Here is a 24,823-nt window from a genome sequence, read left to right as displayed (position 1 = left end):
CATCCTGACCAGCGAGGCAGCTCTGACCGCCTGGACCGCTTCGCCATACCACGGGACAAGTCCAGATCAATGCAGGACGCCGGACAGCGTATCCCGGTCGAACGCACACCAACCCAGGCTCCGCACCAGCAAAACCAGGACACCGGTGAAACGAGACGAGACACTCGGCGAAACACTATGCGGGCGGACTGTCGAGAATCTCGGGAGCGTTTTTTCGGCTGGTGTCCCGTTACCTTCTACACCGTCGTTTCCCTTGTGCACACCACCAACGGGTGGCCAGAATGTCCGCCAGGCGCGGACACCGTCGCGTGACCGAGGAGTCGCCAGCTCCCCGGAGGTCGGTGATCACGGCCGAGTCTGGACCACGACCACACAAGGAGGCGAGCCTTGCTCGCGATTCTGTTAGCGGCGCTGATGGCGGCGCAACCCGGCACGATCGAGCGGATGCGGGTGCGTGTCCTGCGCTCCTGCTCGACCACCGCGCTGGACTTCACCGACAGCCGCGTACACCTGCTCCGCGCGGCGCTGCTGTTCACCGGCGTGTTCACCACGATCACCGCCGTCCTGCTGGTCGTACTGGTGCGCCTGGAGCTGCACCCCCTGCTCGCGGTCGAGATCGTCGGCGCAATCGCGCTGCTGGCAGGCCACGTCGCGATCAAGGTCACCGGCGCGATCCTCGGCACCCCGGCACCTGTCGGGAAGTGACATGGGCCGCCAGGAGAAGCCCCTGGCCGACCCCCGCAGCCCGCAGGGCGCCCTCGCGGCGTTCCTGCGGGCCCTGCGGATCGAGGCCGAACTCACCTACACCGACATGGGCACCGGCGTCCCCTCCGCGGTCTCGACGCTGTCCCAGGCCGCGAGCGGCGACACCCTGCCCACCCTGGACACCGTGCGCGACTACGTCACCGCCTGCCGCCTCGACGAGCCCAAGCTGACCACCGCGCTCCAGCACGCCGAAGCACTGTGGAAGAACGCCGTCCTGCACGCCAAGGGCATCACCCACCCCGCCGGCAGAACCGGACTACCCGGCGACCATGCCCACACCCCCCGGCAGTTCACCGAGGCCGTCGCCGCCCTGCTGGGCTCCCGAGGACTCTTCACCCTGCGCGACATCGAGAACGCCACCGACAAAACCGGACATCGCATCCCCCGCAGCACCCTCGCGCGCCTGCTCAACCGCAACACCAACACCGTCATGCCCTCCACCGCGCTCAACACCCTCCTCGACGCCTGCGGGATCGACAACACGGCGCAGCGCGCGGCTTGGACCACAGCCCGCACCAACACCGCCCTCGTCACCGCCGGCCTCACCACCCCCCACCTCCCCCCGAGCGCAGCCGAAGCACCCCACGACATCACCGACAACGTCTACTTCCACCAAGGCCCCACGGTCGTCCGGGCGCCGGTCGTCACCGGTGCTCAGGCCCTCCAACACGTCCTCGAGGGCGGTGACTCGATCATCACTCCCGACGGCACGACCATCACCCTCGACGTGAAGACGGTGACCGGAGAACTCGAACACCTCTGCCGCGGTCACGGCGTCTACGCCACGCCTCCACCCATCGGTCCCGCCCTCCTCCGCCTGCTCAACCGCGTCTCCGGAGGCGTCCGAGGCAGCGAACGCCAGCGTCTGATCACCCTGATCACAGACGCCTCTCTTCACCTGCCCGCCGACCTACGCACGACCTTCCTGACCGCGGCCAACATCGGCGGCCCCGAAGGGCCGTCCGCATCGCAGCCCCATGCTGGCGCGACCAGCCTGACACCTCGCCTCACATCGCTGGCCGAGGTCCGAGGCGTCGACGTACGCACCGTGCGCCGTCGTCTGCGCGACGCCGCCTCCCTCCTCGCCGAACACCTCATCGCCGACCTGGCGCGCAGAGACACTCTCGCCCACCGTTTCCGGCGCAGCCTGCTGGTCTGCTGTGACCTGCGGCGCTACGGCGCGGCCGACGACCAGCTGCAGCACGACCTCCAAGGCCTGATGGCCCGCTCCCTGGATCGGGCGGGCGCCGCCGCCGGCGTGGACCGCTCGACCTGGCTGCGCCAGCCCAGGGGCGACGAGGAATGGGCCGTCCTGCCGTCCGACGCGCCCGAGCTCCAGGTCGTCGACCAGTACGTCCGTGCGCTGAACGCGGAACTGTCCGCGGCCAACCGCTATCGCATCCCGGAAGCGCGGGCCCGACTGCGCCTGGCCATCCACCACGGCGCCACCATGGACGGCGCGAACGGATTCCCCGGACAGGACTCCGTACTCGTTTCACGCTTGCTGAACAGCGAGGCCGCACACCTCGCGCTCGACCAATTCCCCAACGCCGACCTGGTCGTCGTGCTGTCGGAGCTCGTGTTTTCCACGTTGATCCTGCCCGGCCACACGACCCTGCGCGCGCCGGACTTCCGGCGGATCGAGGTGCGGGTGAAGGACTTCGTCGGCCACGGGTGGATGTGGATCCCCAACGGCGACGTCCACGCGCTCGATCTCGACGACCCGGCACCACACGCTGCCTTGTAGTCGACGCTCGCGGTGAACTCCAGCGCCGCCACGTCGACCTCGGAACTGCACCAAACCGGCCGCTGCTGATGTTCCACCACGCGACGAACTCCGCACCACCGTCCAGGGACCTCGGCAGCCGGATCTCCACCAGCGTAGGCTGTGAGGTGCCAGAAGTCGGCCATATGGTCTGACCTGCGGTTAGGCGGCTGCGGGTTCGTACTCGTTGATCAGGCGGCCGAGGACTGGTCGGCGGCGTATCGAGGTGTGGCCCGGCTCTGCGATCAGCCGGTCTGGTCGCGGTGGTATGAGTTGTAGGGCTTGGTGTGGTCGGCGGTGGTTGTAGTGGGAGACGTAGCGGTCGAGTACCGCTCGCAGGTGGTGTTCGTTGATGATGAGCAGTCGGTCGGTGGCTTCGCGTCTGGCGGTGCCGACGAACCGTTCGGCGTAAGCGTTGGCTTGCGGGCACCGTGGTGGGATCTTCACGATCTGGATGCCGGTGGCGGAGAAGACCACGTCGAACGAGGCAGTGAACTGTCCGGCCCGGTCGCGGATCAGGAACCGGAAGTCGCCGGCCCGGTTGCCGAGGTCCATGAGTAGGTTGCGGGCTGGTTGCGTGCTCCAAGGGCCGTCCGGGTTCGTGGTGGTGCCGAGGATGTGCACGTAACGCGTGGCGACCTCCATTACGAAGAACACGTGGACGCGCTCGAGGGTGACGGCGCAGTCGACGTGGAAGAAGTCGCAGGCCAACAGGCTGGCTGCCTGGGCGTGCAGGAGTCTGCGCCATGACATGTCGGTGTCACGCTGGGGCGCAGGCGGTACCCGCAGGCGCTTGAGCACGCGGCGAACCGTTGACGCGGCTACCCGGTGGCCGAGTTTGAGCAGCTCGCCCTGGATTCGGCGGTAGCCCCACCCGGTGTTCTCCTGTGCCATCCGTTCGATCATCGCCACGATGGTGTCGTCGATCGGAGGTCGGCCGGTGCGGTTCGGGTAGGTCCGCTTCCTCGCGACCAGACGCCGGTGCCACCGCAGGACGGTGCCCGGTGTCACCAACCGGTGTTGCCGTAACCAGTCGGGTAGGCGTCGGACCAACGCGGCGAGCACCGCGCGATCGGCCCAGTCCAACCGCGGGCGGGGACTGACCCGACGCAGCACGGCGACTTCGTGCCGCAGCACCAGCAGCTCCACGTCCTTGGCCGCCGATGACCGGCCGAGCAGAACCAACCAGCCGACGACCCGGACGAAGATCAGGTACACCAGTCGTAACGCCATGCCTTGCGATCATGCCTCCACGGCTCATGGTGCGCGATCACCGCAGCTCAACGCCCCGGCGCAGAGTTCTGGCACCTCACACGCGCATCGTATGAGGCCAAGAGTGCTTTGGTGCGTGGCTCGGCCTTCTTCCGCTTGGGCTGGTCATTTAGCGGTCAGCGGGTCGGACCGGGGGAAGGGTGACCAATTGTTCCCGTACTGCCGCGGCGTCTTGGGGATTCAGGTGTTGCAGTGTGGTGAGCGCGTGTTGGAGGGCGGCGCGTGCTGCGGTGTTCTGGCCGAGTGCCTGGTGGGCGGCCGCCATGTGGCGGAGCGTGGTGGCCTGGGTGAAGTGGTTGCCCTGCTGCTCGCACATCGTCAGTGCCCGGTGATAGTGCTCCAGCGCCTGCTGGGGCCGACCTACGCCCGCGTGGGCGCGGCCCAGGCACTCCAGGACGTGGGCGTGGCCGTCAGGGTCGGTGCCCAGCGCCTCGAACAGACGTAACGCTTCCTGACAGTAGGGCAGTGCCTCGCGGTGTTCGTCGAACTCCAGGTGGCACCAGCCGATGTTGTTGAGCGCTTTGGCCTGCCAGTTGTGGTAGCCGCCCCGGTTGGCCAGTGCCAAGGCCAGGTGGGTGTTGCTGAGTGCCTGTCCCCGGTTGCGTGTGACGACTCCCAGATAGCCCAGCGCGTAGCGGGTGTGGGCGCGTCCGTAGTCGTCGTCGAGTTGGTCGAACAGGCGCAGGGCATGCGTTAGGTGCTCGCCGGCCGGGGCGAGCCGCTTCAGTCGGATCAGCGCCCGCGCCAAGAGCCGGTGAGCCATGGCGAGCGAGGGCGGGTCGCCCCACCGCTGTGCTGCGTCGAGTGCCCGGTGTGCGGTGTCGGCGAAATCGTGCCAGTGTCCGCGCCGATCCAGGTAGGTGGCCATGGCGCGGGCCAGGCGGCAGGTGTGCCGGTCGGCGCCCGCGGCGACGGTCTGCGCGACCACGGCAATCAGCACGGCGTGCTCCTCGGTGAACCACGTCAGCGCCTGCTGCTGGGTATCGATGTCCTGCACGGTCACCCCGGTTCGCGGTGGGGTGTCGACAAGTGGCTTCCACGGCGGGTCGATGTGGATGTCCGCGGCGGCGGCGGTGTGCAGGTAGTGATCGAACAGCCGACTCAAGGCGGCCGTGCGGACCCGCGCGGCTTCCTGGGCGTCGCACCGTTCGCGGGCATAGATGCGCAGCAGGTCGTGCATGCGGTACCGACCGCGCTCGTCCTGTTCCACCAGGTGGGCACGCGTCAGCTCGCGGGCCGGGCCGCGCACTTGGTCGATGTCCACACCGGCCAGGGACGCCGTCGCGATCAGGGACAAATCGGGCCCTGGGTGCAGGCTGGCCAACCGGAACAACGCCGCCGCCGATGCGCTCAGCGCGTCATAGGACCACGAGAACACCGCTTTCACCGCCAGCCCGGGTTCGCCGCTGTTCAGGGCGTCCAGGCGGTCTCGCCGGTTGTGCAACTCCGCGGCGAGCGCACCCGGCGACAGGTGGGGTTCGGCGACCAGGCGGGCGGTGACCAGGGACAGCGCCAGCGGCAGGCGGTCGCACTGGCGCACCAACTCGTTGACGGCTTCCGGTTCCGCGTCGATGCGTTCGTGCCCTGCCGTCGCCGTCAGCAACTCGCGCGACTCGTCCTCGGTGAGCACGTCCAGCGTCATCGTGTGGGCCCCGTACCGGGCGACCAGGTTGTTCAGCCGATAGCGGCTGGTGACCACCACCCGGCAGGTCGGACTGCCCGGCAGCAAGGGTTCCACCTGCCTGCTGTCGCGCGCGTTGTCCAGCACGATCAGCATCCGTCGTCCGGCCATCACGCTGCGGTACAGGGCGACCTGCTGATCGAACCGTACGGGCCAGGCGCCACCGGGCATGCCCAGGGCGTCCACGAAGCCCCGGATCGCCTCACCGGGCTCCATCGGGGCGCCCACCGCGTCGAACCCGCGCAGGTCCACGTAGAACTGCCCGTCGGGGAACCGCTCGGCATTGCGATGCGCCCACTGCACCGCCAGCGACGACTTGCCGACCCCGGCCATGCCGTCGATGACGCAGACACCGACGACACGGCCGTCCGCCGACACCGGTTCAAGCGCGGCCAGGTGACGTGCGCGCCCCACGAAACCGGTCCTCGCAAGTGGTAGTTGACGCGGGACGACGACCGGCGCAGGAGCTTGGTGCACCTGCACACCGCCAGCAATCGAATGGGCCTGGACCACCGCACCGAAGATCCTGCCGACCGCACCGTTGCCAGGTAAGGCGTCACCCATGACCGGCCAGCGTAACCAGCCGCACGGCCGGTATGAAGCGTCCCGACGCCGTGATGTGCGCACCGCCACTTCGTGCTCCCCGAACAGCCCATCTCACATCGCATGGTAAGGAAGTGAACCAGTTTCGCGTTACGTGTGACTCGTCAAGTCCCTTGACGACCGCACATGTGTTCGACGGCTGTTGCGGTCGACATGAGCCTGCGGTGGGAGGAAGATGGGAGGCGATTAGGAGGATTCAAGGAGAATGAACCGAAGTGAACCGCGATGAAGTGCATTCAACTGCACCGTCGCCACCTGCTGATTTAGTGTTTCCGCAGGTCAGGGCATGATTTGGGCAATTCTGGGGGAGGAGTCTGCACCATATCGGTTGGTCAAGTGGTCGCGTCTTCGGGCTCGACTGAAGGTGACTCGTGGTGTGCTGTATGACTGTATCGCTCTGGTTGGATATTGTCGTTCGAGATGCTTCCTGGGGGCGGTCGGGGGTTCATGGCGTGGCGTTGTGCGGCTGGCGGTACCGGTAGTCCTGGTTGCGGATGCCGTCCAGTTCCTCGGGTAGCGAGGTTGTTGCGGCGGCCATGATCGCGCCCGTGTCGTGGTGCACCAGGGCCTTGAGCGTCAGCGCGGAGCGCAGCACCAGGTCCGGCTCGATCGCGGGCAGCTTGAGTGTGGCTGGCCAGTCCGAGTAGAACGCGCCGGCGCGGGTGCGCCGCTCCGGCTCGCCCAGGGTGGCCTGGAGACAGGTCGTCGGTGCCGCAGCGCAGCCCCCTGTAGGGTCGGCGCGCCCTCGCGCGGGCGGACCACCGCGGTGGCGGTCTCCTGCTGGCCGTCGGAGCTGATCTACCAGTCTACGCCCGGCGAGCGCAGCACCATCGGCTCCGAGGTGCTCATGATGCGCAGGTCCTCACGCTCGCACAGCAAACGCACCAGTTTTCCGTGGTGAGCCAGGACGCTGGCATGGCCGAGTGACCTGTGACGACGGCTTTTCGAGCGGCACAGGTGCGGCGACACCTACTCCCCTCTCGCTGCGAAGTTCGGCTTCGGCCTGGCCGCCGTCTGCCGCTACATCCACGAGGCGGTCGAACTCCTGGTCGCACTGGCACCGGACCTGGCCGACGCGCTGAAAGTCGCCATGCGTAAGGCCTACGTCATCCTCGACGGCACCCTGCCGCGCATCGACCGCATCACCGCCGACCGCCTCCACTACTCGGGAAAACTCATAGTGCCACGGCATGAACATCCAAGTCCTCGCCGACCCGGCCGGACGCCTGCTCCGGACCTGCTCGCGCTGCCCGGCTCGGCCCACGACCTAACCGCGGCCCGCACCCACGGCATCATCGACGCCCTCACCGAAGCCGACATCCCGTGCTGGGCCGACAAGGCCTACCGCGGTGCCAGCGGCCCGATCCGCGTGCCCTACCGCGGCAAGTGGCACAACCTCTGGCCAGGACAGCAGGCGGTCAATCGCTCACACGCCCACATCCGCGCCCTCGGCGAACGAGCCGTCTCGATCCTCAAGACCCGGCGGCTACCGCGCAGACTCCGCTGCTCCGCCACCTGCATCGTCAGCCTGACTCGAGCCGTCCTTGCACTCCACCTTCAATGCCACATGAGGTTGGAAAGGGCTCAGTGTTGTCCTCGATGGCTCTTGGGTGACCGACCGCTGCAGTCGGATACCGAATCCGTCAATTCTATCCACTCTGAGTGATCAACTGAGTACTGTCCGCACCATGTCCGTTCTGCTCAATCAGGCCGTGGTTCGGGTTCGCGGGGCGGACAGTGACGTGGCCGGTGCCGGGTTCTTGGTGGCCTCGGATCTCGTGGTCACCTGCGCGCACGTCGTGGGTGCCCCCGATGCTCTGGTGCGGTTGGAGTTTCCGCTGGTCCCCGGCGCACCGGGTGGCCTGGCGCGGGTGGTGCGGTGGCAGCCGGAGTTCGACGTCGCGCTGGTGCGGTTGGCCACTCCTGTTCCGGGTAGTGCCCCTGCTCCTGTCGTAGACCTGGTGGATGGCTGGCACCGGGCGGTGCGGGTGTTCGGCTTCCCTCGGGGTAACGATGACGGTGTGTGGCTGACTGCCCGACTGCTCGGGCCGACCGGCTCGGGCTGGGTGCAGGTGGAGGTGGATGTCGGCGGTCAACGGGTGCGGCAGGGCTTCAGCGGGGCGCCGGTGTGGGACGACGACGCCGGTGCGATCGTGGGGATGGCGGTCGCGGCCCAACCCGGTGTCACCACCGCCTACTGCCTGCCGCCGTCGGTGTTCCTGGACGGCTTGCCCGAGTTGGTGCCCTCGCCGTACCGGGGGTTACGTCCCTTCGACGTGGGCGACGCGACGGTGTTCCACGGGCGGGGGGAGGAGACGGAGCGGCTGGTCGAGACTGTGGCGCGCAGGTCCCTGGTGGCGGTGACCGGGCCGTCGGGGGTCGGTAAGTCGTCGCTGGTGCGCGCTGGTCTGCTGCCGAAGGTGACCGGTCCGGTGGCGGTCCTGCGGCCGGAGGCGGACACGGGCGTTGCGGACCTGCTCGCCGCGGCACTGATGCCGGTGCTCGTTCCGGGGCTCGACCCCGACGAGCGGTTGGCCCGCGAACGCCAGCTAGCTGCTCTGCTGGAGCCCGGGCGGGTGCGGGCGGTGGCTGATGACGTGCTGCTGTTCGTGGACCAGTTCGAGGAACTCGCGGAACTCGACCCGGACCGGGCGGTCGAGTTGCTGCGGTGGGTTGAGGGTGTGCGCACGGTGGTGACGCTGCGACCGGCGTCGCTGGACCGGCTGCTGGCCGCCGAGACCGGCCGTGCGCTGGCCGACGGCCTCTTCGTGCTTCCACCGATGACACCCGACCAGTTGCGCGAGGCGATCACGGCCGCACCGGGCGCCTGGCACGAGCCCGGTCTGGTGGACCTGGTGCTGCGCGACGCGGGCGGCGAGCCCGGCGCACTGCCGCTGGTGCAGTTCACCCTCGACCTGATGTGGGCACGCCACCGCGGCGTGCTGACCGTTGCGGGATATCGGGAGATCGGCGGCATCGCCGGCGCTCTGTCGCGCTACGCCGACGGCGTGTGGTCCGACGAGTTCGCCGACGACGACGCGGTGCGACGGCTGCTGGTCCAGCTGGCCAGGCCCGACGCGGAGGGCAGGTTCGTCCGTCGGTCGGTGCGGGTCCGGGACCTCGACCCGGCGTTGGCCACGGTCGCCGACAGGCTGGCCCGGACGCGCCTGGTCGTGACCGGCCACACGCTCGGCGGCGAACCCATTGTCGACCTCGCCCACCAGGCGCTGATTGACCACTGGGAACGGCTGCGGAAGTGGCTGGCCGACACGCGGGACCTGCGGACGTGGCAGGAACACCTGGACATCCGAATCATGCAGTGGCAGGCGACGAAACGCGACCGCGGTTCTCTGCTGGGCGGTGCCGAACTCGCCCAAGCTGACAAATGGAACCCGGCCGAGCTGACCCCAGAGCAGCGCGAATACCTGGCCGCAAGCCGTACCCAGCGTCGACGCTCGGTACGACGGCTGCAGGCAGTCATCGCCGTGCTCACCGTGCTGCTGCTGGTCGTGGCGGTACTGGCCGGTCTTGCCCAGCGCCGTGGCGACGATTTGGCCAGACAGGCCGCACAAGCCACCGCACGGGTACTGGCCGCCGAATCGGTGAGCAGGCAGCACAGCGCACCCACCGCCGCGCTCCAACTCGCACTGGCCGCCTACCGCGCAGACCCGGAGAGCGCAGAAGCCCGAGCGGTCCTGTTGAAGCAGTACCCAGGGCTGGCACAGGCGGACCGGGTGTTCGCGAACCTGATGAACGAAAACCTGCAAGGGCTGGATGTGAGTTCGGACGGCGACACCGCGTTGCTCATGGACGGGGACGGCATATCGGTTGTGACGGGCTTGGCCCAGGACCAACCCCGGCGCTGGAACCCTTCCGATACCCCGGCGAAGGCCAAGTACGCGTTGAGCCCGAATGGCCGCTGGCTGGTGGCCGGTGATGAGACTCGCTTGTTGCTGTGGGACGTACGGCAGCAGGCAACGCCGATCGTCCTGCGCGAAGGACCGCCCAGCACCAACCAGAAACTCCAGTTCGACGCCGCAAGCAGGCGGATGGTCTGGGTGGGTGCGGGCCGGATCGAGCTGTGGGACGTGGAGACCCAGGAAGCGCTACCGCATAGCCTCGACCCGACGAACGTGACGACGGCATGGCTGCACAACAACGAAGTGCTGCTGCGCAAGTCCGCGTTGAGGAACCCGAACACGGTGAGCGGCGAGGACCCGAACGCGACGATCTCAGTGCACGACCTGGCTACAGGTGCGGAACGCGCCGTCCTGCCGGCAGGCAGCGTGGTTGCCCGCCTGGGCGCCAACTACTACACGTGCAACAACGATCCGGAGGCGCCGGGCCCCTATCGGCTCTCGGTCTTCGACACGGCGAGCAGCGCGCCACGACATACGATCCGGGTGGAGAGCTGCAGCAACGCCCGACTTGAATCGCAAGCGAATTTCGTGGTTGAACGTCCGTTCGGCGACGACGCGACGGACTTCACCAGGATCAAGATCATAGACATCGACACCGGTGAATCGCGCACCCTCGCCACCCCTCCGCTTCTCAGGCCGGAGCCGGACGAGGACCGGACGACTCGCATGCGACTGATCGCCACGTTCCAAGACGCCTCCGGAAACCCAGGAGTCATCGCGGCCATCGGCCGGTCCCTGGTCCGCTACCGCAATCCGCCGCCCGCGTTGCCGCAGCCGAAAGCAGGGTGGAGCACCGTCACCCACATTCACGACAAATTTGTAGCACGGATCGACGGTGATGACGCATCCGTAATCGACTACACGACCGGCGAGGAAGCAGCCCGCCTGCCCGCATCGGCCCTGCCTGAAGGACACGGCTTGTACGCGGCTGGCTTCGTCGGTGACTGGCTCGAGGTGACCAGTCGCCGAGGCAGCGCATGCACCGTTTCGCTGTTCTCATATCCCGAACTCGTTCTACACCGCCGATTCGATCTGCCCACTGCCGACATCGGCTCCGTCCCGGACCAGCGCTACGCCTTCACTCCCTCTACCTCCGCCATCGAAGGCAACAGGCTGGTCACCTCCTACCTCGCCAAGGTGACCACCTGGGACGTCGAAACCGGAGCGATGATCGGTGAACCGCTCGACCTTGCGGAAGACCAAGTGGATCGTGAGTGGCTCGCTGGCTACAACATGCTCACTGTCCGTCCAGACCGTCCAGACGAGATCGCGGTCGTGCACGGCGACGGAACTTTGCGTTTGTGGGACCTACGGACAAGGAAGCCCCGTATTGAGATCGGCACCAACCTTCGTCACGACGACATCGGCGCCATCTCATTCCAGCCTCAATTCTCGCCGGATGGCACCCACTTGGCTGCCGTGACAAGGGCGGGGCGTATCGACGTGTGGAACGCTGAGACCGGCCACCGCATCAGCAGCATCCCGGCCAATGAGGTGTATGCCATCCAGGGCTTCAGCGACACCGGGTTGCTGGTGGGAGTAGAGACCCAGTACGGGGCGACCGTCCGTACCCACTTCTGGCGGCAACCGGAAGGTCGCGAGACGGCGAACCTGGTGCTGGACGGGTTCAGGCCGAGCGTCCACCTGTTCGACGGCTCCTCGCTCATCGTCCTCGACAATGTCAGCGCCACCAAGATGCCCCTCGACGCTGCCGTGTGGTTCTCCCGCCTGTGTCAGGCGGCCTCACGCGACTTCAGTTCCGAGGAGTTGGACCTGCTCCCCGAAGGTGCCGACACCACAGCACCATGCTCGTGACCTGACCATGTGGGGAAAGTCGGCTTGGCAGCTCTTATATCTGCGTACATGTGTTCGAAGGCCGTAGCGGCCGGCACGAGCTCGCTATGGGAGGAAGACGGGAGGTGATTGGGAGGATTCAAGGAGAATGAACCGGAGCAGGCTGCAATGAAGTGTGTTCAACTGCACCGTCGCCACCTGCTGATTTAGCATTTTCACGGGTCAGGTCATGATTTGGGCAATTCTGGGGGAGGAGTCCGCAGCATATCGGTTAGTCAAGTGGTCGCGTCTTCGGCTTCGGCTGAAGGCGACTCGCGGTGTGCGGTGTGCGGTGTGCGGTGTGCGGTGTGCGGTGAGACTGTATCGCTTTGCCCGTGTGGATGCCGTCTGAGGTTCTTGGTCGGTGTGGTGGTCTTGGATCGCGTGGTGTCGCGGTAGGCCGGGGCCTCGATGAGCGGGGCCGAGTATGGGTCGGGTTCCGGTTTGACGGTGGGCAGCTTGGGGGTGGCGGCCCGGTCTGATCAGTGGATGCCGGTGAGGGGGCTGCCATCTTTCTGAGGGTGGTCTCGCGCATGTCGTCGGTGCTGTGGCGCGGCTTCACCAGGGCTGTCTTCCTGGCTGCGGACCACGAGGGTGCCGGTCTTCTGCTTCAGCAATCGGTCGTCGGTGTTGGCGTCGGTGGGCATGTCGTTGACCCGTTGGCGTGCCACTCGGCCGAGTGGTGGTCTTCTGCTGGGGGCCTACGTGCTTGTTCGTGGTGTGGATCACCCCCGGTGGGGCATATGTGATCGTTTGTCACCCGTTTGGTGCTGTGGTCGGCTGTGGGTGGTTGTGCATGCTTCAGCGGCTGATGGGTTGCGTGTCGTCGGGGGGCGCGCGCTGACCTTGGGGGGAACCACCTGTGCACGCTCGCCGCTTGGCGGCGCGCGGCTTTGTGCTGCGCGCTGTGATCCCTGTCGTGTCGATGGCGCTGCTGTCCACTGTGGTGGCGGTGACGCCGTCGGTGGCGGCCGCCGAGTCTCCTCCGTGTACCACCGTTGAGCAGGATGCGCCTGTGGCGGGGGAGGCGGCGCGTCGGTGTGGTGCCAGGGTGGAGATCCTGGGTGCTCGTACGGAGACCGCGCAGACCTTCGCCCGTCCGGAGGGTGGTTACACGACCGAGGAGTCGGCCGAGCCTCGTTGGGCGCGCGGTGCGGACGGTGCGTGGACGCCGGTCGATGTGACGTTGGAGGTGTCGGCGGAGGGTTCGGTGGTGCCGAGGGCGTCGGTGTTGCCGGCGGAGTTCTCCGGTGGCGGGTCGGGGCCGGTGGCGCGGTTGCGTGACGGTGACCGCGAGGTGGCGTTGACCTGGCCGGGTGGGGCGTTGCCGGAGCCGGTGTTGTCGGGGCCGAGCGTGACCTATCCGGAGGTGTTGCCAGGGGTGGACCTGCGGTTCACCGCCTCGGCGTTGGGGTTCTCCCAGGTGTTGGTGGTCAAAACGCGGGAGGCCGCGGAGCACCCGGTGTTGGACGCGGTGCGGTTCGACCTGTCCACCAGCGGGGTCAGCGTGTCCGAGTCCGGTGCGGGCGGGTTGGTGGCCCAGGACCCCGCGGGGGAGGTCGTGTTCACCTCGCCGGTGCCGATGATGTGGGACTCCGCCCCGGCCCAGGCGCGAGCGGCGGTGGCGGAGCCGGTGGAACCGCGTCGGGTGGCGATGCCGGTCAGCGTCGAGGACGGTCAGGTGACCGTGGTGCCCGACAGCGCGATGTTGGCCGATCCGGGGACGAACTACCCGGTCTACATCGACCCGCCGTGGACGGGGCGGATCCGGGACAACGCGTGGACCACGGTGTTGGAGCGCTCGGACGTGGCGGGGACGTCGTTCTGGCAGAACAACAACGCGCTGACCTACTCCGACCTCAAGGGCGGGGCGGGTGCGGGGCGCACGTGCGACAGCATCAGTGAGTCCAACACCTGTTTGAGCGCGCAGTACCGGGTGCGGTCGTTCTTCCGGATGGACCTGTCGCAGGTGCAGGGCACGGTGGTCTCCGGGGCGTCGTTCCGCCTGCAGCAGCAGTGGACCTGGACGTGCAACCCCGAAAGCAACGCGGGGGTGTGGCTGACCAACGACATCAGCCCGGCCACGACCTGGAACAACCAGCCCTGGTGGGACGACGCCTGGACCGCCTCGGCCCCTGCCAACCGCCGCGCGGACGCCGCCTACGGCTGCCTGGGCAGCGGTGACGTGGAGTTCGACGTCACCCACATGGTGCGGCGCGGCGTGCAGAACCAGTGGAGCTTCCTCACGATGGGGTTGCGCGCGTGGGACGAGGGCACGGTCAACCAGTGGAAGCGGTTCAACGCCGCCACCCCGGTGCTGGCCATCGACTACAACACCCCCGCCAACACCCCGGACTCGCTGACCGCCGACGGGCGGGCGTGCGCGACCGGCGCGGGGCGGCCGTTCGTGCCCACCGCGACCCCGACCCTGCGGGCGAGGGTGAGCGACAACGACGCGGCCGACGGTCTGCTGGCCCGCTTCGACGTCGCGCGGGTGCGGGAGGACGGCTCGCACGCCCCGATCCTGTGGACGACCGAGCGCTACCCGCTGTCCAACGGAGCCACCGCCGACGCCACCCCGCCCACACCGGCCGGACTGCCCTCGGGCGTGCTGGACGGCTCGGACACGCTGCTGGCGGCGGGGGACTGGGACGACGACGGGCACGCCGACGCCATTGCCCGGGACAGCGCGGGCGTGCTGTACCTGTTCCCCGGCGACGGCACCCGGCTCGGGGCGCGGGTGCGGATCGGCAGCGGCGGCTGGTCGCCCTACACGATCGCCGGCATCGCGGACTGGGACAACGACGGCAACCCCGACCTGCTCGCCCGCAACCCCGCCGGCGAGCTGCTGCTCTACCCCGGCCAGGGCACGCGAACCGCACCGCAGGCGCCGGTGAGGATCGGTTCCGGTTTCGGCGGCTACACCTTCGCCGGTGTCGCGGACTGGGACCGTGACGGCAACCCCGACCTCATCGCGCGCCTGGACTCCAGCGGCCTGCTCTACCTGTTCCCCGGTGACGGCACCCGTGCCGACCGCACCACGTGGAACCGTACCTACCTGGGGGAGGGGTGGACCGGTTTCCGCTACTACGGCGTGGCCGACCGCACCGGCGACGGCAACCCCGACATCCACGCGGTGACCGACGGCGACGGCAAGCTGTGGCTCTACCCCGGCAGCGGAACCCGCTCCCCCTACACCGGAACGCCCTTCCGCCACCTGATCGGCAACGGCGGCTGGCAGAACGCCACCGCCGCGGTCACCCCGACCACCACCGGCGACCCGGCACCGGACCTGATCGCCCACGTGCCCGGCCAGGGCAACCGCTGGCTGCTCTACCCCGGCGTCGTCGGCACCGGCGAAGGCCCCGCACCCACCCCGACCGCGGGCGTGGGCCTGGCCGACGGCGTCTACGCCTACCGCGCCGCCGCCTCCGACGGCACCGCCTGGACCAACCCGACGGGGTGGTGCGAGTTCACCGTCGACCTCACCGACCCGACCGCACCAGCGGTGACGGCGCAGGTCTACAAGCCGACCGGGTGCCCGCCGGAGGGCTGCGGCTCCCTCGGGGTGGCCGACACCTTCACCTTCACCAGCTCACCGGACGTCGTCGCCTACCGCTGGGGCTTCACCGACCCGCCCTCCAGGACGGTGTCGGCACCGTCGCCGGGCGCGGCGGTGTCGGTGCGCTGGACCCCGCCCTCGGCGGGAGCCAAGACCCTCTACGTCAAGGCCATCGACCGCGCCGGACGCACCAGCCAACGCACCTACCAGTTCACCGTCGCCGGAGCGGTCGACCACATCGGGCAGTGGATGTTCGGCGACGATCCCGCCTACGACGTGACCGGGAACGGGCGTGACCTGGTCCTGACGGGTGTCGTCCCAGGTCTGCCGGGTCAGACGGTCGGCGGCGAGGCGGCGGCCGGTTTCGCCGGCACCGGGTTCGGCGTGACGCCCAAGCTCCTCGACACCACCGATGGGTTCTCGGTATCGGCGTGGGTGAAGCTCGCGCCGGGCACCACGGGCAGCCGTACGGTGATCAGCCAGCAGGGCACGACCACTGCGGCGTTCCGCCTGGGCTACGACGGCGTGGACGGCAAGTGGGTGTTCTCGCGAGCCGAAGCCGACACCGCGAGCCCTGCACACCGGACGGCGCGGTCCGACGTCCCGGCGGCACGTGGTGTCTGGACGCACCTCATCGGCGCCTACGACGCGTTCAACGGCGAAGTCCGGCTCTACGTCGACGGCGCGCTCCAACGCACCATCGACGTGGCCACCACGGGTTTCGACGCGTCAGGTGAGCTGTGGGTCGGTCGACGCCTCCTCAACGGCACCCCAGCGGAAGCGTGGACCGGCGAGCTGCTCGACGTGCGCGCGTGGGACCGGACGCTGACGCACCCGGAGGCGGAGACCCTCGTCGACCCCGAGCGAGCGAGCACGGTTGGCAAGTGGAAGTTCAACGAGACCTTTGGCACGACCGCCCACGACACCTCCCGTTACCTCCATGACCTCGCCTTGACGCTCGCACCCGGCGCGAGTTGGGGACTGGGTGTCCGGGAGGGTGGCCTGCACCTGAATGGAACGGGCTCGGCCAACAGCGGCGAGCAGGTCCTCAACACCGACCAGTCCTTCTCGGTGGACGTGTGGGCGCGGCTGGCCGAGTCCGGTGCGCAACGAACGATCATGGTGCAGCGAGGCCCGTCGGGGATCGATCCGTTCGCCCTGCGCTACGACGGTGCGAAATGGGTGGCCGAGATGCCCAACGCGCCGAGCAACCCCACCACGTGGTGGCGGGCGACGTCGATGGCAAACGCGTCGGTCAACACCTGGACGTACCTGACCGCGGCCTACGACGCCTCGACACGCACCCTGCGGTTGTGGGTGAACGACGTGCTGCAGGGCACGGCCACCGGCGTGGTCGGCTGGAACTCCACCGGAGTGCTGTCGGTCGGCCGCGGCAGCGCGGGCGCCTACTGGTTCGGCGATATCGACGAGCTGAAGGTGCACCAGGGCGTCCTGGAGGGCGCGCCGTTGACCACGACCGCGCCGACCGGAGCCTCGGTCTCCGGCGACGCCCGCGCGGAGATCATCTGGGTCGACGCGGGCGGCGACGTCTGGGCGTTCCAGAACGTCAACGGCAGCTACCCCGGGGCGGCCCAGCACATCGGCTGGGGGTGGACCCCGGAGCGCACCTGGTTCGCCGACCTCGACGGCGACGGCCGCACCGAGATCATCGGCCTGAACACCGACGGCACGATCCGCGCCTACCCGAACGTCAACGGCATGAACGGCTTCCCTTTCGGCACCGGAATCCTGGTGGGCACCGCGTCCTCCACCGACCCGGCCCGCCTGCGGTTCGCCGACCTCGACGGCGACGGCCGCGCCGAGCGGATCTCGCTGGACTCCGACGGCCGGGTTCGCGCCTACCGCAACCTCTACGGCCTGAACGCCCTGGGGCGGTCCACCGCGTTCTCCACCACCCCGGTGATCGTCGCGGTGACCTCCCACTCCCCGGACCGGGTCCGCTTCGCCGACGTCGACGGCGACCACCGGGCCGAGTTCATCACCGTCAACGACGACCGCACCGTCTCCGGCTACCGCAACCAGTCCGGGCTGGGTTACCGCACGTTCGACGAACCCCAGGAGATCGGCATCGACTGGGAACCCGCCCGCACCCGCTTCGCCGACCTCACCGGCGATGGGCGTGCCGAGATCATCGCGGTGCGCCCGGACGGCACCGTCTGGTCCTACCTCAACACCAACGGCCTCAACGGCTTCCCCTACGGGGGCAGCACCCAGGTCGGCCACGGCTGGCACGAACCCGCCCGAGCGTTCTTCGGCTGATCACCACTGGGAGACATGTGATGCGCACAGCGAACTTCCGTCGCGGGTTGGCCGTCATGCTCGTCGCCACCCTCACCTCGACCCTGGTCACGGCGCTGCCCGCTGCGGCGGCGCCGTACCAGTCGCCCAAGCCGCAGCGGGAGCGACCGGTCGAGGGCGCGTGGGCGTCTCCGGTCCCGGATCAGCAGGTGCGGACCGGCACTCCGTTCAGCGCACCGGCGCCGGTGTGGCCCGACGCGGGCACCGTCGAGGTGTCGGCCGCCGAAGCCAAAACCGCGAACAGGCGACCGGTTCGCGTCACCACCACGGACAAGGGTGGGGGGAAGGCGAAGGTCGAGACGTTCGACCGGGAGAGAACACGGGCGGCCGGGATCGAAGGGCTGCTGTTCCGGGTGTCCGGTGGCGCGAAGGTCGAGGTCGACTACTCCCGGTTCCGGTGGGCCTACGGCGGCGACTGGGCCGCGCGCCTGAAGCTGGTCCGGCTGCCGGACTGCGCGTTGTCCACACCGGATGAACCGAAGTGCCGCGGCGAGGTCGTCCCGTCGTACAACGACACGGGCAGCGGCGTGGTGATGGCCTCGCACGCGACTCCCGAAGCCGGTGCGCTGATGGCGTTGACCGCCGGCACGTCCAGCGGTTCCGGGACGTTCACGGCGACCAGCCTGTCCCCGTCGGCGACCTGGGCGGCCGGCGGCAACACCGGTGAGTTCACCTGGAACTACTCCATGCGGGTGCCGCCGTCACTGGGCGGTCCCACCCCGTCGCTCGCGCTGTCGTACTCCTCGTCCAGCGTGGACGGCCGCATGGCCGCGTCGAACAACCAGCCGTCCTGGATCGGTGAGGGGTTCGAGTTCGCGAACAACTTCATCGAGCGCAAGTACAAGTCCTGCTCCGAGGACATGGAGGACGGCGCGCTCAACACCGTGAAGACGGGTGACCGCTGCTGGGCCACCGACAACGCGACGCTGTCGATGGAGGGCCGCGCCGGTGAGCTGATCAAGGACGGCACGAACCCGAACCGCTGGCACCTGCGCAACGACGACGGCACGTTCGTCGAGCGCCGCACGGGCGCGGGCAACGGAGTCCACGGCGGTGAGCACTGGGTCGTGACCACCACCACGGGCACGCAGTACTGGTTCGGCCGCGCCACCCAGTCCACCCTCGCCGTCCCGGTGGCGGGCAACCACGCGGGCGAGCCGTGCAAGGCGGGCACCTTCGCCGCGTCCTTCTGCACCCAGGCCTACCGGTGGAACCTGGACCACGTCGTGGACCTGCACGACAACACCATGACCTACACCTACGGCAAGGAAACCAACAAGTACGCCCGCAACGGCTCCACCACCGACCTGGCGACCTACGACCGCGCTTCCCACCTCCAGCGCATCGACTACGGCACCCGCACCGACCGCACCGAGAACGCGCCCATGCAGGTCGTGTTCGACACCGCCGACCGGTGCCTGGCCGACTGCGGTGTCCACGACGCCCAGCACTGGCCGGACGTGCCCTGGGACCGGGAGTGCACCGCGAGCCCTTGCACCACCCGCTCCCCGACGTTCTGGACCACCAAGCGCCTCGCCGCGGTGACCACGAAGATCGGCGGCAACCCGGTGGAGAAGTGGACGCTGACCCACTCCTTCCCCGACCCCGGTGACGGCACCCGCGCCGGGCTGTGGCTGGAGAAGATCGCGCACGAGGGCCTGGTCGGCGGCTCCGCCACGGTCCCCGACATCACCTTCGAGGGCGTGCAGCTGTCCAACCGCGTCGACACCCACTCCGACCAGCACGCCGCGATGAAGTGGTGGCGCGTCAAGAGGGTCATCAGCGAAACCGGCGGCCGGCTCGACGTGGAATACTCCCAGCCCGACTGCGTGCCCGGCTCCCGGATGCCGAACGCGACCGCGTTGCACGACAACGCCCTGCGCTGCTACCCGGTCCGCTGGACCCCGGAGGGCAACCAGGACCCCATCCTCGACTACTTCCACAAGTACGTCGTCACCGACATCCTCGAAACGGACATGACCGGCGGCGGCACCTCCGTGCCCACGCACTACGACTACGTCGGCAACCCGGCCTGGCGCCACGCCGACGACGACGGCCTTGCCGAGGCCGAGGACCTGACCTGGTCGGTGTGGCGCGGCTACGACACCGTACGCGTCACCAAGGGACGCGACGCCGAACGCACCTCCACCCAGACCCGCTACTTCCGCGGCATGCACGGCGACAAACTCCCCACCGGCACCCGACCCGCGGTCCTGCCCGCCATCGCGATCGGCTCAGCCCCGGAGGCCGTCGACGAGGACGCCTTCGCCGGCACCCCGCGCGAGGAGATCGTCTACAACGGCCCCGGCGGCGCCGAGGTCTCCGCCACCGTCACACAGCCCTGGCAGTCCCCGCCCACGGCCAGCCGCACCGTCAACGACAGCACCGTTCACGCCCGGCACACCGGCATCGCCGCCACCTACACGCGCACCGCGCTCGACGCCGGTCGCGGTCACCGCACCACCAGCGTCCACACCACCTTCGACGACACCTACGGCGACCCCGTCCGCAGCGAGGACCGCGGCGACGACGCCGTGCCCGGCGACGAGAAGTGCGAGCTGATCGACTACGCCCGCGACACCGGGACGTGGTTCGTCGGCGCGGTGTCGCGCAAACGCGGCTTCACCGTCGACTGCGCCACAGCCCAGGCCGCCGGTGTGCCCGACGCCGACGTCGTCTCCGACGACAGGACCTACTACGACAACCAGGGCCTCGGGGTGCCGCCGGTCAAGGGCGACATCACCAAGGTCGAGTCGCTGAAGTCCCACACCGGCGGTACCTCGACGTACCTGACCGACGCGGTCGGCGAGTACGACGCCTACGGTCGCGTCACGAAGGTCACCGACCTCAAGGGCACCAGCAGGACCGCCTACACCCCGACGGCAGGTGGTCCGGTCACCGGCACCACCACGACCAACGCGGCCGGCTGGGTCACCACCACGACCCTGCAACCGGCCTGGGGCTCGCCCACTCTGATCGTCGACCCCAACCAGCACCTGACAGAGGTCGACTACGACCCGCTCGGACGGGTGACGGCGGTCTGGAAACCCGGCCACTTCCGGTCCAGCGGGAACCCCTCCACGAAGTACTCCTACTCGGTCCGCCGCACCGCGCCGTCCGTGACCACCACGCAGACCTACAACGCCGCAGCCGCCTACACCACGACCCACGAGGTGTTCGACAGCCTGCTGCGACCGCGCCAGACCCAACGGCTGGACGCCTCCGGCGGCAGCCAGAACGCCGTCGTGACCGACACGTTCTACGACAGCGCCAGCCGGGTCGCCCGCGTCAACAACCCCTACCTCGGCACGAAACCGCCGGCGGCCCAGCTGTACGTGCCGTCGACCCAGCCCCCCGAGGTCGTCCCGAGCCAGGTCACCACCGCCTACGACGGCGCCGGCCGCGTCGTCGAGGAGGCGCTCAAGAAGAACGCCCCGGTCGCCAGCCCCGGGGGTGAACTCGTGCACCGCACCACCACCGCCTACGCCGGCGACCGCGTCGACGTGACACCGCCCGCCGGTGGCGTGGTGACCTCCAGCCTGACCGACACCCTGGGCCGCACGACCGAGCTGCGGCACTACCACGCCGGAGCCGCCGCGGGCAGCGCCACCGGCTTCGACAAGATCGCCTACACCTACGACCGGCTGGACCGGCTCAAGACCGTGGTCGACCCCGGCGGCAAGCGCTGGGAATACGACTACGACCTGCGCGGCCGACAGATCCGCACCCTCGACCCCGACAAGGGCACCACGACGTCGGTCTACGACGACGCCGGACAGCTGACCTCCACCACCGACAGCCGCGGCCAGACCCTGGCCCACACCTACGACGTACTCGGCCGCAGGACCAGCACGCGCGACGACACCACCACCGGACCCCTGCGGGCCGAGTGGACCTACGACACCCTCTCCAGCGGGGAGACGTTCTACGGGCACCAGATCAAGTCCACCCGCTGGATCGGTGCCGACGCCTACACCAAGGAGCACTTCAGCTTCAACCACCACGGCAGCCCGATCAGCACCACCTACACCATCCCCGCCGTCGAGGGCGGCCTGGCCGGCAGCTACAACTACGTCAACACCTACGGCGCCGCCGGCGCACCGTCCTCCTCGCGCATCCCCGCCGTCGCCGACCTCAAGCGCGAAACGCTCGGCTACCGCTACGACAGCCTCGGCCAACTCACGGCCGTGCGCACCGGCTACGGCACCTACGAAACCGACTTCGTCGCCGCCACCACCTACACCGCCTTCGGCGAGCTGGCCGCCTACACCCTGCACAGCGACCGCAACACCGTCGACATCGTCCGCGACTACGACACCACCACCCGGCGCCTGAAGCAGATCTGGACCTCGAAACAACTCGCCCCCAACGACGTCGCCAAGGTCAACTACGAGTACGACCCCTACGGCAACCTCACCAAGGCCGCCGACACCGTCAGCGGGGACACCCAGTGCTTCCGCACCGACCACCTGCAACGCCTGACCGAAGCCTGGACCCCGGCGTCCAAGGACTGCACCCAGAACCCGACCACCACAGGCCTCGGAGGTCCCGCCAAGTACCGGCACTCCTACACCTACAACGCCGCGGGTGACCGAACCACGCTGGTCGAGCACGGCACCACCAGCGGAGACCGAACCACCACCTACACCCCGAAGCCCGGCACCCACGCCGTCGCCGGCACCTCCACCACCGACACCACCGGCACCCGCACCGCCGCCTACACCTACGACGCGACCGGCAACACCACCTCACGCCCCTCGACCAACGGCACCCAGACCCTCACCTGGGACCGCGAAGGCCACCTGGCCACCTCCACCGACACCTCCGGCGAGACCTCCTTCACCTACGACGCCGACGGCCAACGCCTGATCCGCCGCGACCCGGGCGGCCGGACCCTGTACCTGCCCGGCCAGGAACTGCGCGTCTCCACCTCGGGCGTCAAGACCTGCACCCGCTACTACACCCACCTCGGTCAGCCAATCGCGATGCGGGTCTACAACCAGTCCCCGGTGGGTGGCATAACCTGGATCTCCGCGGACCGCCACGGCACCGCCGAGATCACCATCGCCAACAACCCCGCCCAGACCGTCGGCATCCGCCGCACCCTGCCTTTCGGCGAGGTGCGCGGCGGCAACGGCACCTGGCCCCAGCAGTTGGACAAGGGTTTCGTCGGCGGCACCGTCGACAACACCGGCCTCATCCACCTGGGCGCCCGCGAATACGACTCGGCACTGGGTCGGTTCATCTCCGTCGACCCGCTCATGGACCTGACCGACCCGCAGTCCATGCACGGCTACGCCTACGCCAACAACAACCCGCTCACCTTCACCGACCCCGCGGGCCTGGCGTCCTACATGTGCCCCGACGGGGTGTGCAACGGCAAGCGGACGACCAACGGACTCCGCCACGACAACACCGGCCCCGCCCCGACCACGGTGTCGGTCACCAACTCGACCGCGCCAGCGCCCCAGCAGGGCTGTTACAACAGCAGCTACGCCGCGATGCCCTGCGGTTCCGGAACCAGCACCGGATCGGCGCCTACCTACCCGGCGTGTCCGGGGTGCAATCCGGGCATGACCCGGGAGAAGTTGCAGCTTCTGATCGACGCCATCGGCACGCTCGTGCCCGCAATCGGCGACGCGGCCGACGCCGCGAACTGCGGCATTCACGCCCGCCACGGCGAATACGGCGACGCGGCCCTGTCCTGCGCGGCAGCCGTGCCGATCCTCGGCATCGCCGCAGGCCTGGTCAAACTCGCCAAGGGCGGCAAGAAGCTCGTCGACAGCGCAGACGAGGCCAAGACCGCGGTCAAGTGCGCCAACAGCTTCACCGGCGACACCCACGTGCTCATGGCCGACGGCACGACCAAACGCATCGACGAGATCGAGGTCGGCGACGAGGTAGCCAACAACGAACCCGGTGGCGAGAACCTCGAAGCGCATAAGGTGGTGGCTGTCCACGTCACCGACGCTGACAAGGACTACGTCGACCTCACCGTCGCAACACCGGACGGTCCGAAGACCATCCGCGCCACCGCCCACCACCCCTTCTACAACGCCGGTGAGGATGTCTGGGAAGACGCGGACGACCTGACTGCAGACGAACAACTCGCCACACCCGGCAACGGACGGGCGATTGTCACCGGCGCACGGCACTACGCTGCCAACCTGCGGACGTACAACCTCACGGTTGATAGCGTCCACACGTACTATGTCCTGGCAGGGGCCACGCCGGTCCTTGTTCACAACTGCAATGGAAGGGATCCCGCTCATGGTGGGCTCGATGACGACACCTATGATCGGATAGATGGTGCGCACGGTCCGGATGTAGCCGATGGTGTCGATTACCAGGTGCGGAGGATGCATGACGGATCCTCTACTGCAGCGGATCACGATCTTCCTGGTATCGGGCATGACCCCCACGCTTTGGCTTCCTATTTTGCGTCGTGGCGAGGAAGGATGACGCATACAGATACTAGGACTGGATCGCGTGTGGCGTACGATTCCAATCTAGGTGTGCTGATTGTGACGACTGGTCGCAATATTCACGGCTATAGGTACGGTCAGGGTGCATTTGAAAGTGGGAGGTATGTGACGCCATGAGGATAAAAGTTGCAGCCACGAAGACTCGCAGTGGAGTCCTCTTGCGGTTTACGGAGGCGCAGAAGCAATTGATCTGCGAGACGCTGATGTTCCACGCCGATCGTCCCGATGGGGATAGTTCTTCGGTTGTGCGCCTCGGTGTCGATCGTCCAAGCGCTGCACGAATGGTGAAGAAAGCTGCCGGATCAAGTTCAGAGTTCCAACTCGGCGAGATTCACGTGCTGTTTGCTGCATTGGTTTCCGCTCCAGTCATGATACCCTCTGAAGAGGTATTCTACGAAAGAATTGGGTTTTTTCGAGAGCAGGCATTTGCGCTAGCCGATGGGTTGGTGAATGCCATAGGGGCAGCGCCTGACTGGATCGGAGAGTCTTCCGGAAGCACTTACTGATCTTCAATTCGTGTTGTCGCTGGCTGCTGGCATGTATTGGTCATCGCGGCATGCCGGTGGGATGCGGTACGCGCAGGGTGGTGGGTTGACCGACGAACGACGGGAGTTCCGG

General features: G+C 68.3%; 11 protein-coding genes and 1 pseudogene. 7 read left to right on the top strand and 5 right to left on the bottom strand.

The window, feature by feature from the left end:
- Positions 1–387: 387 nt before the first annotated feature.
- Positions 388–705, top strand: a complete 318-nt coding sequence (locus tag ABD223_RS39740) for a hypothetical protein (protein WP_344042811.1) — start codon at positions 388–390, stop codon at positions 703–705.
- A gap of 1 nt (position 706) precedes the next feature.
- Positions 707–2,512: a helix-turn-helix domain-containing protein gene (locus ABD223_RS39735; protein ID WP_344042809.1), complete on the top strand. Its 1,806-nt coding sequence runs from the start codon at positions 707–709 to the stop codon at positions 2,510–2,512.
- A 180-nt stretch (positions 2,513–2,692) separates the two neighbouring features.
- Here ABD223_RS39735 and ABD223_RS39730 read toward each other — a convergent pair whose 3' ends face one another.
- From ABD223_RS39730 to ABD223_RS43795, 4 genes are all read right to left on the bottom strand, one after another.
- On the bottom strand, positions 2,693–3,763 hold the full coding sequence (locus tag ABD223_RS39730; RefSeq protein WP_344042807.1) for an integrase core domain-containing protein: 1,071 nt from the start codon (positions 3,761–3,763) through the stop codon (positions 2,693–2,695).
- Positions 3,764–3,911: 148 nt separating this feature from the next.
- A complete protein-coding gene (locus tag ABD223_RS39725) occupies positions 3,912–6,047 on the bottom strand; it encodes an ATP-binding protein (protein WP_344042805.1) in 2,136 nt (711 codons plus the stop codon).
- Between the two features lie 484 nt (positions 6,048–6,531).
- A complete protein-coding gene (locus ABD223_RS43800; RefSeq protein ID WP_380646767.1) occupies positions 6,532–6,681 on the bottom strand; it encodes a hypothetical protein in 150 nt (49 codons plus the stop codon).
- 203 nt (positions 6,682–6,884) lie between these two features.
- Positions 6,885–6,935 carry a hypothetical protein gene (locus tag ABD223_RS43795; protein ID WP_380646783.1) on the bottom strand — a complete coding sequence of 17 codons (51 nt, stop codon included), beginning with the start codon at positions 6,933–6,935 and terminating at the stop codon, positions 6,885–6,887.
- A 106-nt stretch (positions 6,936–7,041) separates the two neighbouring features.
- Here ABD223_RS43795 and ABD223_RS39715 point away from each other — a divergent pair.
- Both ABD223_RS39715 and ABD223_RS39710 read left to right on the top strand, forming a co-directional pair.
- Positions 7,042–7,644 (top strand): annotated as a pseudogene (locus ABD223_RS39715) (transposase family protein); the annotation flags it as partial.
- Positions 7,645–7,774: 130 nt separating this feature from the next.
- On the top strand, positions 7,775–11,821 hold the full coding sequence (locus ABD223_RS39710) for an nSTAND1 domain-containing NTPase (protein ID WP_344042803.1): 4,047 nt from the start codon (positions 7,775–7,777) through the stop codon (positions 11,819–11,821).
- 500 nt (positions 11,822–12,321) lie between these two features.
- On the opposite strand, the gene ABD223_RS39705 is transcribed toward ABD223_RS39710, so the two are convergent.
- Positions 12,322–12,486: a hypothetical protein gene (locus ABD223_RS39705; RefSeq protein ID WP_344042801.1), complete on the bottom strand. Its 165-nt coding sequence runs from the start codon at positions 12,484–12,486 to the stop codon at positions 12,322–12,324.
- Between the two features lie 404 nt (positions 12,487–12,890).
- Here ABD223_RS39705 and ABD223_RS39700 point away from each other — a divergent pair, with 404 nt between their 5' ends.
- From ABD223_RS39700 to ABD223_RS39690, 3 genes are read left to right on the top strand one after another with little or no spacing between them, the layout of a single operon-like run.
- The gene (locus ABD223_RS39700; RefSeq protein ID WP_344042799.1) at positions 12,891–17,681 is read left to right on the top strand and encodes a LamG-like jellyroll fold domain-containing protein; all 4,791 of its coding nucleotides are present in this window, start codon (positions 12,891–12,893) and stop codon (positions 17,679–17,681) included.
- Between the two features lie 20 nt (positions 17,682–17,701).
- The gene (locus tag ABD223_RS39695) at positions 17,702–24,322 is read left to right on the top strand and encodes an RHS repeat-associated core domain-containing protein (RefSeq protein WP_344042797.1); all 6,621 of its coding nucleotides are present in this window, start codon (positions 17,702–17,704) and stop codon (positions 24,320–24,322) included.
- Positions 24,319–24,711, top strand: a complete 393-nt coding sequence (locus ABD223_RS39690) for a hypothetical protein (protein WP_344042795.1) — start codon at positions 24,319–24,321, stop codon at positions 24,709–24,711. The genes ABD223_RS39695 and ABD223_RS39690 overlap by 4 nt, the downstream gene beginning before the upstream one ends.
- The last annotated feature ends 112 nt before the right edge of the window (positions 24,712–24,823 follow it).

It is taken from the genome of Saccharothrix xinjiangensis, from assembly GCF_039527585.1.
Classification (GTDB): Bacteria; Actinomycetota; Actinomycetes; order Mycobacteriales; family Pseudonocardiaceae; genus Actinosynnema; species Actinosynnema xinjiangensis.
Note: the sequence above shows the minus strand (reverse complement) of the source record. Positions and strands in the feature narration are given on the sequence as shown.